Source organism: Rhodococcus sp. UFZ-B548 (genome assembly GCF_903819475.1).
Classification (GTDB): Bacteria; Actinomycetota; Actinomycetes; order Mycobacteriales; family Mycobacteriaceae; genus Rhodococcus_F; species Rhodococcus_F erythropolis.
In genome coordinates this window covers 19,993-35,800 of sequence record NZ_CAIJDS010000043.1, presented here as the reverse complement: position 1 = coordinate 35,800, position 15,808 = coordinate 19,993, and the positions used below count along the sequence as shown (strand labels likewise).

The 15,808-nt window shown below is 62.8% G+C and carries 16 protein-coding genes; 10 read left to right on the top strand and 6 right to left on the bottom strand.

Annotation, left to right across the window (positions count from 1 at the left end):
* Positions 1-95: 95 nt before the first annotated feature.
* Positions 96-1,781: a cytosine permease gene (locus tag H7C86_RS27550; protein ID WP_019746628.1), complete on the top strand. Its 1,686-nt coding sequence runs from the start codon at positions 96-98 to the stop codon at positions 1,779-1,781.
* A gap of 55 nt (positions 1,782-1,836) precedes the next feature.
* Here the strand turns inward: H7C86_RS27550 and H7C86_RS27545 are convergent, their stop codons facing one another.
* Entirely contained in the window at positions 1,837-3,228 is a 1,392-nt protein-coding gene (locus H7C86_RS27545; RefSeq protein WP_020968263.1) for an MFS transporter, read from the bottom strand.
* A 173-nt stretch (positions 3,229-3,401) separates the two neighbouring features.
* On the opposite strand from H7C86_RS27545, the gene nhaA reads away from it, so the two are divergent.
* Genes nhaA through H7C86_RS27530 form a run of 3 tightly spaced genes read left to right on the top strand, consistent with a single transcriptional unit; the run spans position 3,402 to position 6,193 of the window.
* Positions 3,402-4,736 (top strand): Na+/H+ antiporter NhaA, encoded by a 1,335-nt coding sequence (nhaA, locus tag H7C86_RS27540; protein ID WP_019746626.1) that lies wholly within the window; start codon positions 3,402-3,404, stop codon positions 4,734-4,736.
* Positions 4,733-5,242 (top strand): phage holin family protein, encoded by a 510-nt coding sequence (locus H7C86_RS27535; RefSeq protein ID WP_019746625.1) that lies wholly within the window; start codon positions 4,733-4,735, stop codon positions 5,240-5,242. The genes nhaA and H7C86_RS27535 overlap by 4 nt, the downstream gene beginning before the upstream one ends.
* A gap of 15 nt (positions 5,243-5,257) precedes the next feature.
* Positions 5,258-6,193 (top strand): alpha/beta fold hydrolase, encoded by a 936-nt coding sequence (locus H7C86_RS27530; RefSeq protein WP_019746624.1) that lies wholly within the window; start codon positions 5,258-5,260, stop codon positions 6,191-6,193.
* 3 nt (positions 6,194-6,196) lie between these two features.
* Here the strand turns inward: H7C86_RS27530 and H7C86_RS27525 are convergent, their stop codons facing one another.
* From H7C86_RS27525 to nth, 4 genes are read right to left on the bottom strand one after another with little or no spacing between them, the layout of a single operon-like run.
* A complete protein-coding gene (locus tag H7C86_RS27525; protein ID WP_182262613.1) occupies positions 6,197-7,387 on the bottom strand; it encodes a MarP family serine protease in 1,191 nt (396 codons plus the stop codon).
* Complete coding sequence (locus H7C86_RS27520; RefSeq protein ID WP_019746622.1) at positions 7,384-8,103, bottom strand: CoA pyrophosphatase; 720 nt, start codon at positions 8,101-8,103, stop codon at positions 7,384-7,386. Before H7C86_RS27520 ends, H7C86_RS27525 begins: the two co-directional genes overlap by 4 nt.
* Complete coding sequence (locus H7C86_RS27515) at positions 8,100-8,753, bottom strand: TlpA disulfide reductase family protein (protein ID WP_019746621.1); 654 nt, start codon at positions 8,751-8,753, stop codon at positions 8,100-8,102. Before H7C86_RS27515 ends, H7C86_RS27520 begins: the two co-directional genes overlap by 4 nt.
* 6 nt (positions 8,754-8,759) lie before the next feature.
* Positions 8,760-9,545 (bottom strand): endonuclease III, encoded by a 786-nt coding sequence (gene nth / locus H7C86_RS27510; protein WP_031332770.1) that lies wholly within the window; start codon positions 9,543-9,545, stop codon positions 8,760-8,762.
* 80 nt (positions 9,546-9,625) lie between these two features.
* Between nth and H7C86_RS27505 the strand changes: the two genes are divergently transcribed.
* The 6 genes from H7C86_RS27505 to H7C86_RS27480 all read left to right on the top strand — a co-directional run bounded on the left by H7C86_RS27505 (position 9,626) and on the right by H7C86_RS27480 (position 14,360).
* Positions 9,626-9,898: a hypothetical protein gene (locus H7C86_RS27505; protein WP_019746620.1), complete on the top strand. Its 273-nt coding sequence runs from the start codon at positions 9,626-9,628 to the stop codon at positions 9,896-9,898.
* 255 nt (positions 9,899-10,153) lie between these two features.
* On the top strand, positions 10,154-10,828 hold the full coding sequence (locus H7C86_RS27500; protein WP_003943506.1) for a Crp/Fnr family transcriptional regulator: 675 nt from the start codon (positions 10,154-10,156) through the stop codon (positions 10,826-10,828).
* Positions 10,829-10,958: 130 nt separating this feature from the next.
* Positions 10,959-11,429 (top strand): nuclear transport factor 2 family protein, encoded by a 471-nt coding sequence (locus tag H7C86_RS27495; protein WP_019746619.1) that lies wholly within the window; start codon positions 10,959-10,961, stop codon positions 11,427-11,429.
* 15 nt (positions 11,430-11,444) lie between these two features.
* On the top strand, positions 11,445-12,005 hold the full coding sequence (locus H7C86_RS27490; RefSeq protein WP_182262612.1) for a TetR/AcrR family transcriptional regulator: 561 nt from the start codon (positions 11,445-11,447) through the stop codon (positions 12,003-12,005).
* 85 nt (positions 12,006-12,090) lie between these two features.
* Positions 12,091-13,383 (top strand): carboxylesterase family protein, encoded by a 1,293-nt coding sequence (locus H7C86_RS27485; protein WP_182262611.1) that lies wholly within the window; start codon positions 12,091-12,093, stop codon positions 13,381-13,383.
* Between the two features lie 50 nt (positions 13,384-13,433).
* Positions 13,434-14,360, top strand: coding sequence for a LysR substrate-binding domain-containing protein (locus H7C86_RS27480; protein ID WP_019746616.1), 927 nt, complete (start codon positions 13,434-13,436; stop codon positions 14,358-14,360).
* A gap of 60 nt (positions 14,361-14,420) precedes the next feature.
* On the opposite strand, the gene H7C86_RS27475 is transcribed toward H7C86_RS27480, so the two are convergent.
* Positions 14,421-15,779, bottom strand: a complete 1,359-nt coding sequence (locus H7C86_RS27475; protein ID WP_019746615.1) for an MFS transporter — start codon at positions 15,777-15,779, stop codon at positions 14,421-14,423.
* Between the last annotated feature and the right edge of the window lie 29 nt (positions 15,780-15,808).

The following is a 15,808-nucleotide window of genomic DNA, read 5'->3' as shown; positions in this document are numbered from 1 at the left end:
ACACATTTCAAACATGTCCGCGTAACGCCACCTCCCTAGGTTGGGTGCCTGCACCACAAAGTGCACATGCACAGGCACCCAGGGGAAGTGACGTCATGACAGCAGTGAACGAGCAGGTGTCCGCCGGCGCACCGGACAGGGCAGATCTCGGTGAGAACGCCGCACTGAAGGAGACTCTGGAGGACTACACCCTCCGATTTGCGCCACGCAGCTACCGCAAATGGGGAACCGGCGTCGTCGCGACCTCCGCACTCGGCGGAATCGCGTATCTCGCAGACTTCTCGATCGGCGCCAACATCGGCATCTCGTACGGCACCGGTAACGCATTGCTGGGCATCGCCGTGTTTGCCGTCGTCATCATGGCCACCGGCTTCCCACTCGCCTACTACGCCGCGCGATACAACATCGACCTCGATTTGATCACGCGCGGAAGCGGTTTCGGCTACTACGGCTCGGTGGTCACCAACGTCATCTTCGCGACGTTCACCTTCATCTTCTTCGCGCTCGAAGGTTCCATCATGGCCCAGGGTTTGAAACTGGGGCTCGGGATCCCACTCTCGATCGGCTACGCGGTCTCGACCCTGATGGTCATTCCACTGGTCATCTACGGAATGAAGGCTCTGGCAAAGCTCCAAGTGTGGACGACGCCTCTGTGGCTCGTCATGATGGTGCTGCCGTTCCTGTATCTGCTGTTCAAGCACCCAGATTCGGTGAGCGCGTTCTTCGCCTTCGGCGGTGAGGACGGCGCAAACGGCAAGGGCGTCAACTTCGGATCGGTGATGCTGGCCGCGGGTGTCTGCCTGTCGCTGATCGCACAGATCGCCGAGCAGATCGACTACCTACGCTTCATGCCGCCCAAGACGCCGGAGAACACCCGTCGTTGGTGGGCTGCAGTAATTCTCGCGGGGCCCGGCTGGGTCATCTTCGGCGCGTTCAAGCAGATCGTCGGACTGTTCCTCGCTGTGTACATCATCGCGAACGTCGTCGACGGATCTTCGATCGCAAACCAGCCCGTGCACCAGTTTCTCGAGATCTACCAGGACATGATGCCGCACTGGCTGGCCATGACCCTTGCCGTGATCCTCGTGGTCATCAGCCAGATCAAGATCAACGTCACCAACGCGTACTCCGGCTCACTGGCCTGGACCAACTCGTACACCCGCGTCACCAAGACCTACCCGGGACGCATGATCTTCGTTCTGGTCAACCTGGCGATCGCACTGATCTTGATGGAAGCCAACATGTTCGACTTCCTCAACACGATCCTGGGCTTCTACGCCAACTGCGGTATCGCCTGGGTCGTGGTCGTCGCCTCCGACATCGCGATCAACAAGTACTGGTTGAAGCTCTCCCCGAAGGTCCCCGAGTTCCGACGCGGGATGCTCTACGACGTCAACCCTGTCGGCTTCGTGTCGATGCTGCTGGCCGCGGGCATTTCGATCCTGGTGTTCTTCGGCGCATTCGGTTCGGCGATCAAGCCGTTCTCCCCGATCGTCGCGATCGTCATCGCACTGGTGATGCCGCCGGTCCTCGCCGTCGCCACCAAGGGCAAGTACTACCTACGACGCACCGACGACGGCATCGACCTGCCGATGTTCGACGAGTACGGGAACCCCTCGGGTGAAACGCTTCTGTGCTGCGTCAGCGGAATCGAGTTCGAGCGACCCGACATGCTCGCGTCGAACGTTCCCGGCCCCAACGGCGAGAAGCAGTACATCAGTTCCTTGGCCTTGAGCACCGACAAGACCGGTGAGCACGTCCTGCCTGCTCAGCTTCCCTGACCACTGCTGTGCGCCTTTATTAACCGCCGGGGGTTAATAAAGGCGCACAGCAGGGTTATGCCCCTACATCGTCTAGCGACTCACCCTTTGTCTCGCGCATGACCAGCAGCGCAACAAAAGTCAGCGTCGCCGCCACGAGGAGGTAGATGCCGACCCAGCCGACGCCGTAGTTCTTCGCGAGGTAGACGGCGATGAACGGCGCCACCGCAGCGCCCAGAATGCTGGCGGTGTTGTACGCGATTCCCGAGCCCGTGTAGCGGACGTTGGTCGGGAAGAGTTCCGGGAGAACGGCACTCATCGGCCCAAAGGTCAGGCCCATGAGCAGCATGCCCACGATGAGGAACGCCAACATACGACCGTCGTTCATTCCGTCCGGTTCGAGGAACACGCCGAAGGTCAAGCCGAACACCATGATCAGGCCGGTGATGATTAGCAGCGTGATGCGACGCCCGTAACGGTCCGCAAGCCAACCCGAGACCGGCACGGCAGCAGCGAAGAACACGACTGCGATGAGCTGCAGAACAAGGAAATCGGTGTACTTGAAGCCGGCGCCAGTTCCGCCGTCGGCCGCCGTCTTGCCGGTTCCGTGGCTGAGCACCCAGGTGGTCATGATGTAGAAGAGCGTGTACGTCGCGAGCATCACGAACGTACCGATGATCAGCTGACGCCAGCTGGTCTTGAATACCTCGGCGACCGGGGTCTTGACCTTCTCGCCGCGCTCGACTGCGCGCGCGAACACCGGGGTCTCTTCGAGCTTGAGCCTGACGTACAGGCCGATCATCACCATGATTGCGCTGAGCAGGAACGGAATTCGCCACCCCCAGCTCAGGAAGGCACCTTCGAGGTCCGGGCTGGAATTGTCGTGGTTCATGAACAACGTGATGATCAGGAACAGTCCGTTGGCCATGAAGAAGCCGATGGGTGCACCGAGCTGCGGCCACATCGCCGCCCAGGCCCGCTTGCCTTCCTTGGCCGTCTCGGTCGCGAGCAGAGCCGCGCCAGACCATTCGCCGCCGAGTCCGAGGCCCTGGCAGAAACGCATGAGCGCCAACAGCGCCGGGGCCAGTAGACCGATCTGGTGATAAGTGGGCAGCAGTCCGATGAGGAAGGTCGCGATGCCCATCGTCAGCAGCGAGCCGACCAGAGTTGCCTTGCGTCCGACGCGGTCACCGAAGTGTCCGAAGAGAATCGAGCCGAGGGGACGGGCGACAAACGCGAGTCCGAACGTCGCCAACGACGCGAGAAGCGCGGTGGTGTCGTTGCCCTTCGGGAAGAACAGGTGCGGGAACACCGATACTGCCGCTGTTGCATAGATGTAGAAGTCGTAGAACTCGATGGACGTACCCACCATGCTGGCAACCACGATTCGGCTGCGCGGCACTCCGGCGACGGTATCTGCGTCGCCGCCCTCCGGCTTGGGTGGGTTCTCACTGACTGACGTGCTCAAAACATGCTCCTGCGCCGTTATACGAAAATTGTCCAATTGGTGGGATGGTGTCCCAATCAGTAGGAATTGAACACCCGCGGGGTTTTCCGGCGCAAATTCGGTTCGCTAATTCGGCTCAGCGAGCAATCCGCGATAAAATCCCGTAAAGGTGAGCCGGGAAGTCTGGTCGGCACGTGCATTCGATGCTTTACAACGTCGATCACGTTCATGTCTGTTGCATCCGAACTCGGGTGCACGAACAAAGGTCGTCCCCACGCGTGATCTCCACTTTGCGTTCCGAACTGTCCCGCTATCTCCGCACCGAAACGGTGGGCGGATCGATACTGCTCATCGCCGCTGCCGTCGCTCTGATCTGGGTGAACTCACCTTTCGGTGAGAGCTACATCGCACTGCGCGACTTCCAGATCGGCCCGTCTGCACTCCATCTGGACCTCAGCCTTGGCACCTGGGCGCAAGACGGACTGCTTGCCGTCTTCTTCTTCGTCGCCGGCCTCGAACTCAAACGCGAACTGGTGGTCGGCGAGCTCGCGGACCGCAAAGCCGCGATGCTCCCGATCATCGCGGCGTGCGGCGGCGTCCTGGTCCCCGCGATCATCGCGGCGTCCATCGGCTTCGGCACTCCAGGTATGGACAAGGGCTGGGCCATTCCCGTCGCGACGGACATCGCTTTTGCCCTCGGCGTGCTCGCTCTTACCGGATCGAAGATCCCCGCAAGCGCCCGAGTCTTCCTGCTCAGCCTGGCCGTCGTCGACGATCTGCTCGCCATCATCCTCATCGCCGTACTGTTCACCGGCTCCCTCGCGATGTTGTGGCTGCTGACCGCGGCCGCAGCCCTCGCTGTCTACGCCTACGCCCAGCACAAGCGCATCACGACGCCGTTCCTCTACGTCCCGCTGGCACTACTGACCTGGTACGCGATGCACGAAGCGGGGATACACGCCACACTCGCGGGCGTCGCGCTCGGCCTACTCACCCGTGTCAGGCGCGATCCGGACGAGGAATACGCGCCGGGCAGCCGCCTCGAGCACCGCATTCAGCCGTACTCCGCAGGCTTCTGCGTCCCCGTGTTCGCACTGTTCGCCTCCGGTGTTCCGATCAACGCCGCGGTACTCGGCGACATTTTCACCGACCCCGTCGGGCAATCGGTTGTCGTCGGCCTTCTGGTCGGAAAGACCGTCGGAATCTTCGGAATTTCCCTGCTCGCGATCAAATTGGGCATAGCCACCAAGCCCAAGACACTGGAATTGAGAGACATGTTTGCCCTCTCAGTTCTCGGTGGCATCGGGTTCACCGTTAGCCTGCTTGTAGCAGACCTCGCATTGGACGGGGTCGGCGATGGCAGCGAGGCCGAGATAGCGAAGGCCGCAGTTCTCGTGACATCGTTGGTGGCATCGCTGATCGGATCAGCGCTGCTGTGGCGACGTGGACGAGTTCATGCGGCTCGAGACGACGCTTCCACCGCCATTGCCACGGACGCGAGAGAACTACCTGGAGAGGTCGACAAGTGAGCTTGACCAACGGAGAGAGCCAGCGCTTCACCGGAGATGGAGTACCGAACACGGTCTCGTCCATCCCTCTCACCGATGTGGACGCCCGCACGCCGGGTGAGGCCACCATCGGGGCCCTCGTCAAGGACGCGACCGCACAGGTCTCCACCCTCGTGCGCGCCGAGGTTGAACTTGCCAAGGCCGAGGTCACGGGCGAGGTCAAGAAGGGTCTGCAGGGCAGTGTCTTCTTCATCCTGGCCTTCACGGTTCTGCTGTTCAGCTCGTTCTTCTTCTTTTTCTTCCTGGCCGAGATGCTCGATACCTGGGTGCCGCGCTGGCTGGCGTTCCTCATCGTCTTCCTGATCATGGTGGTGACCACCGCGATTCTGGCGCTGCTCGGTTATCTGCGTGTGCGCAAGCTGAGGGCTCCGGAGAAGACGATCGAATCGCTCAAGCAGGCCAAGAACGTCCTTCCCGGCAGCCATGACGACGCAAAGCCGTCTGTCGATTTCAACGCGCGCCGGTAGCGAGTCTGATCGAAAGTGGCAGCCCCAGATCCATCCACCGTCAGGTTCGACGGCCCCTGGATTCACCGGGACATTCACGCCAACGGCATCCGGTTTCACGTCGTCGAGGTAGGCGACGCGGAGCCGGATGCTCCGTTGGTGGTCCTGTTGCACGGATTCGCCGATTTCTGGTGGTCCTGGCGCCATCAGTTGACGGCACTGTCGGAGCAGGGATTCCGCGTCGTCGCCATGGATCTTCGTGGGTACGGCGATTCCGACAAGCCCCCTCGCGGCTACGACGGTTGGACGCTCGCCGGTGACGTAGCCGGTCTCATTCGTGCGATGGGTTACGGCAAGGCCACGCTGATCGGTCATGCCGACGGCGGGTTGGTGTGCTGGGCGACCGCGCTCCTGCATCCACGCCTGGTGCGGTCGATCGCGTTGATCTCGTCGCCACACCCGATGGCACTCAAGAAAGCAGTCGTGCGCGACCCATATCAGCGCCGCGCGCTTTTGCCCTCTTTCCTGGCCTATCAGGTACCGCTACGCCCGGAACGTCGGTTGACGGCCGACAACGGCGCCGAGGTGGAGCGTCTGGTTCGCTCGCGGTCCGGCCCCACCTGGCCGCAGCAACCCGAGTTCGCGGACGTGATGACCAAGATGCGGGCCGCGATCCGGATCCCGGGCGTCGCGCATTCCACGCTGGAGTACCAGCGCTGGGCCTTCCGCAGCCAGCTTCGGCCCGAGGGTCGTCGTTTCATGCGTTTGATGGATCAGGTTCTTCGCATTCCGATCGTCCAGATTCACGGCGAACTCGACCCGTACGTGCTCACCCGTACCGTGCGGCGCGACAAGCATTGGGCTCCCGGCGAGAAACTGCGCACCATTGCCGGAGTTGGTCACTACGCGCATCAGGAAGCCCCCGAGCGCGTCAACCGCGAACTCGAGGACTTCCTCCTTACGGAGAAGTGACCGCTACAGAATGCAGGCGCCTGTCGGCACCGGCGTCGACGCCGAGGCAGCCGCGTTCAACTGGCGCGATACTTCCTGGGCGGTGAGGACGAATCCGGTGTCGCTGTCGTCGACGGCGGCACCGAACACGACGCCGAGGACGCGCCCCTGATCGTCGACCATCGGCCCACCAGAGTTGCCCTGCCTGATGGATCCGCGGACGGTGTAGACCTCACGTTGAGTGGTTCCGGCCTTGTAGATGTCCGGTCCGTTCAGGTTCAGGACCTCACGAACGCGGGCTGCGCTGGCCGTGTACGGACCGCCGCCGGGGTAACCGAGCACCAACGCGTTGTCGCCGGTCTGAGCCTGCTCCGGAGCAAACGGCAGCACCGGTGCGTCCAGTCCGGGAACCGCCAGAATCGCGATGTCGACGGCGGAGTCGAAGAGAACCACCTGCGCGGGCAGCGCGCCCTCCATGGTGTCCACCGTGATGCTCTCTGTTCCGGCAACCACGTGTGCGTTGGTCATGACGCGTTCGGGAGCGACGATGAATCCGGATCCCTCGAGCGCGCGCTGGCAACTCGGTGCGACACCGTTGATGCGTAGAACACTCGGACGCAACTGCGCCGCCAACGGACTGGCCAGAACGCTCGCGTCGGGTGCTTCGACCTCGGTGATGGGCGTACGCCCGAACGGGCCGATGACGTCCGGCAGGCCGGAGGTGTCGAGCAACGCCGAAAACTCCGTCGGGATGCGGCGCAGCCACTGCGGCGCCAGTTCGTCCACGCTGGCGAGAACATCCGAACCACGAACAGCGGCGGCAATATTCGGCTGCGACGAAGAAGTGAGCGGAATCGCGAGCAACCACGCCGCGACCACGACGGCCACCGCCTGTAGACCCGCACCGATGACGCTGTCGACGGATCGCGCCGTCGGACTGTGCATTCCGCTGCGCGCCGCGCGTCCGAGCACCATGCCGGCGACTTCGCCGATGATGACCAACACCACGATCAGCGAGATGCCCGCGAGGATGCGCAGCTTGCCTTCGGTGACGTGCACGAGCAGGTGTGGCGCCAACAGAATTCCGGCGACGGCACCGAGGATCACGCCGACAAACGCCGACGCCGACGCCACCGCACCCTGACGCCATCCGGACGTGGCCGCGATGAGGGCGACCAGAACGATGGCGATGTCCACCCAACGAGAACCTGTCATCGCGGCACCGCCGAATCCTCGACACCTTCACCGAACTCGGACAGCGCTGTGTCCAGGTCTCTCACGTCCTCGTAGTTCCACGGAATCTCCCAGCCCGACACCGTGAACAGCGCCGCGAGGATTCCTGCTGTGAACCCCCAGACCAGCATGCCGTCGGCGCGGAACGCCGGGCCCTGGTATCCGAGGGGATGGCGAACCTGAAACCGGTTGTCGGGGTCGAGCAACGTGCGCAGCGGCACCCTGGCCACCCGTCCGACCTCGCCCTCGTCCTGAATCCCCACCGTCGTCGGCTGCTCCCAGTAGCCGAGCACCGGCGTCACGTCGAAACCCGACGGCGGGATGAAGATCTCCGGCAGCACGGTGAGCGGCTGAACTCCGCTCGGATCGAGCCCGGTCTCCTCCTGCGCTTCACGCAGCGCGGTGCCGATGGGGCCGTCGTCGCCCGGATCGGCGGCGCCGCCCGGGAATGCGACCTGTCCGCTGTGCTGACGCATCGTCGACGCCCGTTGGGTCAGCAACACGTCTGCGCCCTCCGGCAAGCCGCCGACGGCGAGAGGGTCTGCCTCACGCGGTCCGCCGAAGAGCACGAGCACCGCGGCCGGACGCGTCACGGTCCCGCGCGGCGCGCGACGCTCGAGGACGGGGTTGATCCGGTGTGGATCGGTGGGCTCGGTGCTGGCGACAGCTCGCAACCACTCGGGAACCGGTGTGCTCATACGACGACTCCCAGATATTGCGCCGCAGCGGCGGCGATTTCGTCCGCACTGCGGAAAGGTTGAGGCAAGACCTTGGCGACTGTTCCATCCGCGCGCACGAGCACCGACACCGGCAGCACCGGCGGTGCGCCCACTGCGATCCGTACCTTGCCGTCACCGTCCTGGACGCCAGGCAAACGCACCGAGTAGTCGATGAGTCGCGTCAAAGCGTTCTCCTGATTCGGATCCGAATGCACCGTCAGAACGTTGATGCTGCCCTCGGCGCGCTCCGCGAATTCCTGAAGGTACGGAAGCTCTTCGGCGCATGGCGCGCACCAGTACGCCCACAAGTTGAGCAGAGTCGGTTTTCCGCCGACCGCTGCGGCAAGGTCGACGGGCCGACCGTCTGACACGCAGTCGAGGGTGATACCGGCCAGAGCCGAGCCGGCCGGAGCTTCGCCCGTCGGAGTCGGACAGGGAGCCAGTGAGGCCTGGCTACGGAGTTGATCGAGCGATTCCGACGACGGAGTGAACGTCGGCGGCTGATACGCGGACGACGACGGACCCGTGGACGTGGGCGCCGTGTCGTCTCCCCCACGCGGCCAGATCGCCACGACGAGAGCCGCGACGACCACGAGCGCAGCGAGAGACCATCTTCCAGCACTTGTCATCGGCGATCACAACCCTGCCAGGGCGAGCAGATAGTCGGTCTCGGGGCCTTTCACCAGGGCCGCGGCCTCGGTTTTGTCGGTCGGGCCGAGTCCGTACGACGGGCAGTCCTTGGCGAGAACGCACACCCCGCACGCGGGCTTGCGCGCGTGGCAGACCCGTCGGCCGTGAAAGATCACGCGGTGCGAGAGCAGTGTCCATTCCTTACGTTCGATCAGTGCCCCGACGGCGTGTTCCACCTTGACGGCATCTTCTTCCTCGGTCCACTTCCACCGACGCACGAGCCGACCGAAGTGGGTGTCGACGGTGATTCCCGGAATGTCGAAGGCATTGCCCAGCACGACGTTCGCGGTCTTGCGTCCGATGCCTGGGAGTTTCACCAGATCTTCGAGCTTGTTCGGGACCTGACCGTCGTGGCGTTCGAGTAGCGCCTGACCGAGTCCGATCAACGACGTCGTCTTGTTCCGGTAGAAGCCGGTGGAGCGGATGTACTCCTCGAGTTCGGTCCGATCGGCTTCCGCGTATGCCTTCGCGTCGGGATAGCGGGCGAAGAGCGCCGGCGTGACCATGTTGACGCGGACGTCAGTGCATTGCGCCGACAGGATTGTCGCCACTGCCAGTTCCAACGGAGTCGTGAAGTCGAGTTCGCAATACACGTGCGGGAAAGCCACAGCGAGCTCGCGATTCATCCGACGCGCCCGGCGTACCAATCCGAGGTGTGATTCTTCCTTCCGCGCACCCCCCGAACGCGGTTTCTTCCGCTGCTCTGAACTGCCTGTCGGGGTGGTCTGCACTCAGACAACTGTACGGATACGACATGAGTGGAGACTCCGTCGTGTCGATTCTGAGACCTTCGACGTGTTTACTTCCCCCTATGCAAGGACTCGCAGTAATTCTCTTTCCGCTACTGCTGATGCTCTTTGCCCTGGCGATGGAACGAGTCGAAGGGCGATTGCGTCGGCTCTCGGTTCAAGAGCACGAAGTAGAAGACTTCCTCGATCAGGCAAGTCACGACGACGTCGCCCGCCTGGCAAGCGATGGGTTTCCCCATGCGTTCGCTCGCTTCCACCGGAAGCGGAAGGGCCGTCAGTCGGAGGCTCCCGAGAGCGCCAGCCTGGGCGAAATCCGGACACAACGGGCAAGTTGACGGCCATACAAAGTAGTCACCGCAGCGGATTCCGGAAGAATTTTCGGCTCTTACGTGGCATCAATCACTCGTCGCGAGCTATCGGGACGTAGACTTCGATGCCGTACCTGTTGCATTGAACACAGATTGCATTGGACACAGTGTCTCACTCATGAGGGCTGAGCCTGTGTACGACGGTTTGTGCGCAGCGCGGGTACAAAGATAGTTAGCGCAAAAATGACACCACAAACGAACAAATCCCAACAAGGAGCGCACGTGGACGACGTCCTGGCAAGAGCCGGCATCTTCCAAGGAGTCGAGCCCTCAGCGGTAGCGGCGCTGACAAAGCAGCTGCAGCCCGTCGACTTCCCCCGTGGACATGTCATCTTCAACGAAGGTGAACCCGGTGACCGCCTGTACATCATCGTGTCCGGCAAGGTGAAGATCGGTCGACGCTCACCCGACGGTCGCGAGAACCTACTGACGATCATGGGCCCGTCCGACATGTTCGGCGAACTGTCCATCTTCGACCCCGGCCCCCGCACCTCGACGGCTACGACCGTCACCGAGGTTCGCGCCGTGAGCATGGACCGCGACGCTCTCAAGGCATGGATCCAGCAGCGCCCCGAGATCGCCGAGCAGCTGCTGCGCGTTCTCGCCCGCCGACTGCGTCGTACCAACAACACCCTGGCCGACCTGATCTTCACGGACGTTCCCGGCCGTGTGGCCAAGGCGCTCCTGCAGCTCGCGCAGCGCTTCGGCACTCAGGAAGGTGGCGCCCTGCGCGTCACTCACGACCTCACGCAGGAAGAGATCGCCCAGCTCGTCGGCGCTTCCCGCGAGACCGTCAACAAGGCGCTCGCCGATTTCGCACACCGCGGATGGCTGCGCCTCGAAGGCAAGAGCGTTCTGATCTCAGATTCCGAGCGTCTGGCTCGTCGCGCCCGCTAGTTTCTTCCTTCTCGACTCTTTCGGCCGCTCCCACTTCGGTGGGGGCGGCCGAAGTCATTCCCCGGACTCTTGTTGTACCTATCGGTAAAGTATGTACCGATAGGTACACATCCGATCGAGAGGGCACGTAATGACCGTCCGAGCACCGATTCCGCCCTTCACCCACGAAACCGCCGTCCAGAAGGTCCGCCTCGCCGAGGACGGATGGAACTCACGCGATCCACACAAGGTGTCGCTGGCCTACACGCCGGACAGTTGGTGGCGTAATCGGTCGACGTTCGTCACCGGTCGATCCGAAATCGTCGAACTTCTGACCGAGAAGTGGACCCGCGAGCTGGACTACCGGTTGATCAAAGAGTTGTGGGCACACGGCGACGACCGCATCGCCGTGCGATTCGCGTACGAGTGGCACGATCACGACGGGCAGTGGTTCCGCTCCTACGGCAACGAGAACTGGGAATTCGACGCGGACGGCCTCATGCACCACCGTCATGCCAGCATCAACGACGTCCCCATCGCGGAGTCCGAGCGAAAGTTCTTCTGGGATTCGACCGGACCACGCCCGCACGATCATCCGGGCCTGAGTGAGTTGGGTCTGTGATGAAAGGATGAATCCATGGCCAGACAGGTAGCTGAACGCTCGGACACGATCCCCGCCCTCGCGAACGTGTTTCGAACCTACGGGTTCGACGGAGCAAGCCTGGCCGTCATCACCGAACACACCGGTTTGGGCAAAGGCAGTCTCTACAACTTCTTTCCGCGAGGGAAGGAAGAGATGGCCGAGGCCGTACTCGACGAGGTCGACGGATGGTTTCGCACCGAAGTCTTCGAACCGCTTCGAGCAGAGTCGGTTCCACCACGGCAGCGCATCGAGAGCATGTTCGCTACCGTCGCCGACTACTTTCGGTCAGGGCAACGCATTTGCCTGTTCGGCGCATTTGCACTCGGTGAAGAGCGAAACCGCTTCGGGGCCAAGGTGCGAACCTACTTCGACGAATGGACCGCGGCGCTCGAGGCGGCACTCGTGGGAGCCGAAGATTCCACCGGACTCGCCGAAGAAGCCGTGGCCGGAATCCAAGGCGCAATAGTGATGTCCCGAGCCCTGGACGACGGTGCCTTATACAGCCGAGTGACGACGCGACTCGAAGATCGACTGGTACAGGCACTCCAGCCGTAACGCATACCGCACGACCACAAAGGCATTTGTGCCGCGGCATGCACCTGGCATGCTCGAAAAGGTATGCACAAGAGGAAAGGAACCCATGCCCTCGTCCGAGACGGTGATCGCATCCACAGCTTCGGGGAAGATCCGCGGCCTAAAGCGTGACGGTTCCTACTACTTCGGTGCGATCCCCTACGCCCGCGCACCGCGCTTCGAGAAGCCGCGGCCGGCGGAACCGTTCTCCGACGTCTTCGACGCCACAGCGCTTGGAACGGTCTTCCCCCAACCACCTTCACGGCTCGAGCGCATCATGGGGCCACCGCTCCCCGAACCGGAGCAGAGCGAGGACAGCTTCACCGTCACCGTCACAACCCCGTCGCTGACCGGTCATCGCCCGGTGATGGTCTGGCTTCACGGTGGCGGCTACTCCAGTGGCGGCGGCTCCCTCCCCTGGTACGACGGCGGCGCTTTGTCAGCCGAGGGCGACGTCGTCGTGGTGTCGGTCAACTACCGCGTCGGCGTGCTCGGATATCTCCTCCTCGACGGCGTGAGCGAAGGCAATCTCGGGGTCCACGATCAGATCGCAGCGCTCGAGTGGGTGCGCGAGAACGTCGAGGCATTCGGCGGCGACCCAGACTCGGTCACCGTGTTCGGGCAGTCGGCCGGCGCTCATTCGATTGTGAATCTGTTGAGCAGTAACAACTCTCGAACTCTTTTCCATCGAGCAATTCTGCAGAGCACCCCACGGCCGGACCTCAATTTCACGCAGGCTGCCGCGATCGAGAACGGTGAAGCATTTGCCCGACTGCTCGACGGAGATCCTCGGACCGCGCCACTCTCCCGCATTCTCGACGCATTCCGCAGCACCGCAATCGAGTTCAGCCGGCGGTCCCCTAACGTCGTGCAACCGCCCTTCGCACCGATTTCCGAACTGGATCCCGTGATCCGAACTTTCGAAACAGCGCCTGACGTCATCGTGGGATACACCCGCGACGAGGGATCCGCTTTCGTGCGCGACGTAGCGGGAGTACCCGATCCCGAACGCGTCGCCGAAAAAGCACTGACACAGAACATGTTTGCCGAACCTGCGATGGAGCTGGCCGACGCCTTCACAGCGGCCGGCGCGTCGGTGTACACGTATCGCTTCGACTGGGCACCGACGGACGACGTCTTCGGAGCCACTCACTGCATCGAACTGCCCTTCATGTTGGGAACCGACCAGTCCTGGAAGAGCTCACCGATGCTGGGCAGCAGCGACTGGCAGAGCATCGACGCACTGGGCCGTCGGATACGCCGGCACTGGACGTCGTTTGCGCACACGGGAAGTCCGGACAGCAGCGAAACCTGGGAGAAGTACACCTCGGCCCAACCGATCGGAATCACCTTCTTCTGAGCAACTTCGGGCGCCTACCCACTCGCGGCAATCCCGTCTAGGATTGCTCCATGGACATGCCCAAGCTCCTCGACGGGCGACTAAAACTCCGCCATCTCCTGCTCGTCGACGCATTGAGCCGTCAGGGCAGCGTGGTCGGCGCCGCTGCCGCACTTCACATCACACAACCCGTCGCGACCCGCAGTCTGCACGACATCGAGTCCATTCTCGGTGTCTCGCTCTTCGACCGCGGCCCACGCGGAATCACCCCGACCATTTTCGGCGAGGCCTTCACAACTCATGCGCGGGCCGTGATCGCGCAGCTGACCGAAGCCGGGCGGCACGTCGTCGAACTTGCCGACGCCAACCGCGGAACCGTCATCGTGGGAACACATCTCGCCGGATCCAACGTGCTGCTTCCCGGCGCTATCGCGCGCCTGAAGGTTCACCACCCGCTGCTCACCGTCATCGTGCGCGAAGGCACGCCCGAACAGTTGCTCACCGATCTGGAAGCGGGCCGAATCGATCTGATCGTCGGCCGGCTCACCTCACCTACCGATGACACCGCGATAAGACGGAACCTCTACGCGGAGTCCGTCGAACTCGTCACCCGCGTGGATCACCCGCTCGCTCACCGCGAGGACGTCCAACTCGAAGAACTACGCGGCTTCCCCTGGATCCTTCCCGGGGTCGAGACAGTGCTCCGCCGCGAGCTCGAGGAGTTCTTCGCCCGCAACAGCCTGCCGTTGCCCGAAAACCGCGTCGAGGCAACCTCTTTCCTCACCGTGCGCCAGCTGCTGGTCGAGACCGACATGATCGCGGTCCTACCGAGCCTCATCCCCCGCGACGACGCGCGCTTGACCACCCTGTCCATCACACTCGATCCGATCGGGCACAGCGTCGGCATCACTTCCTCGGCGACTCGCACGTCGAGCCCGTCCGCGCAGGCCCTGATCGCGACGCTGGAGTCCTTTGCAGCTGAGCTCATGCGACCGTGAAACGCCGATCGGCCCGTTCCCCGCGAGGGGGAACGGGCCGATGTCGGATCAATCCAGTACTCAGGCGTTTTCGGAGACGCGAATCTCCTCGTGCTCCAAGCCCCGCGACGAATCGGGGACAATCTTGAACAGTGCGATGGCGCCGACCAGGCTGATAGTGCATATCGAGGCGAGGTACCAGGTGACGCCTACCGAAGACCCGGTGGCGTCCAGCAGTGCGGTGGCGATCATCGGCGCCAGTCCACCGCCGAGAATCGCACCACTCTGAAGGATCAGAGACGAACCGGAGTAGCGGACCTTGGCCGGGAAGGTATCGGCGATGATGCTGCCCTGAACGCAGTGGGTGACCGGCACGATCAGACCCATACCCAGGAACGCGATGACAGCGACCACTTTGTTCTCGGTGTTCAGTAGCGGGAAGAACACGATGCACCACAACAGGATTGCGGCTGATCCGCCGATGAACATGTGTCGACGCCCGTACTTGTCAGCGATCTTGGTCCAGAACGGGATGGAAAGGAACCACAGGACTGCGGCCGCGGTCACGCTGAGCACCAGGAATTGCTTGTCGTAGCCCAGATGTTGAGTTCCGTACGACAGGGTGAACACCATGAAGGCGTACGCCACGGCGGAGTTCGCCAAGCACGCGGCAAGCGTGAGAGACAAACGGGGGAAGCCGACCTTGAGCGACTCACGCAGCGGGAAGCGGACTATTTCGCCCTTCTCCATGATCCCGGCGAATGACGGCGACTCGGTGACGCGCAGGCGAATCACCAGACCGATCGCCACCAGAACGAAGCTGAGCAGGAACGGGATTCGCCAACCCCACGAAGCGAATGCCGAGTCCGACATCACGGCGTTGGTCGTCAGGAAGATGCCGTTGGCGAGAACCAGTCCGGCGGGTGTGCCCATCTGCGGGAAACCTGCATAACGATTCTTCTGCCCTGCCGGCGCGTGCTCCATCGACATGAGTGTCGCGCCGGCGCCTTCACCGCCCAGACCGATGCCCTGAACGACGCGCATGGCCACCAGGAGGACGGGCGCCCAGAATCCGATGGAATCGTAGTTCGGGATGAGGCCGATGAGTGTGGACCCGACGCCCATCATCACCAGGGAGACCACGAGTGTGGCCTTGCGCCCGATCCGGTCACCGAAGTGCCCGAACACGAGCCCACCTACCGGCCGTGCGATGAATCCGACGGCGAAGGTGCTGAAGGCAGCCAGCGTGCCGGCCGTGGGGCTAAGGCTCGGAAAGAATTGTTTGTTGAAGATCAGCGCGGCGGCTGTGCCGTAGAGGAAGAAGTCGTACCATTCGAGAGTTGTGCCGGCCAGAGTTGCCATGGCAACTCGGCTACGGGCAGCTTTCTCCGGCAACGGCTTTCCGTCACTCGTTGTGCTGTTGGATATCTTGTCTGACATCGCGGAACCTATCGATTGGATGGGGCAGG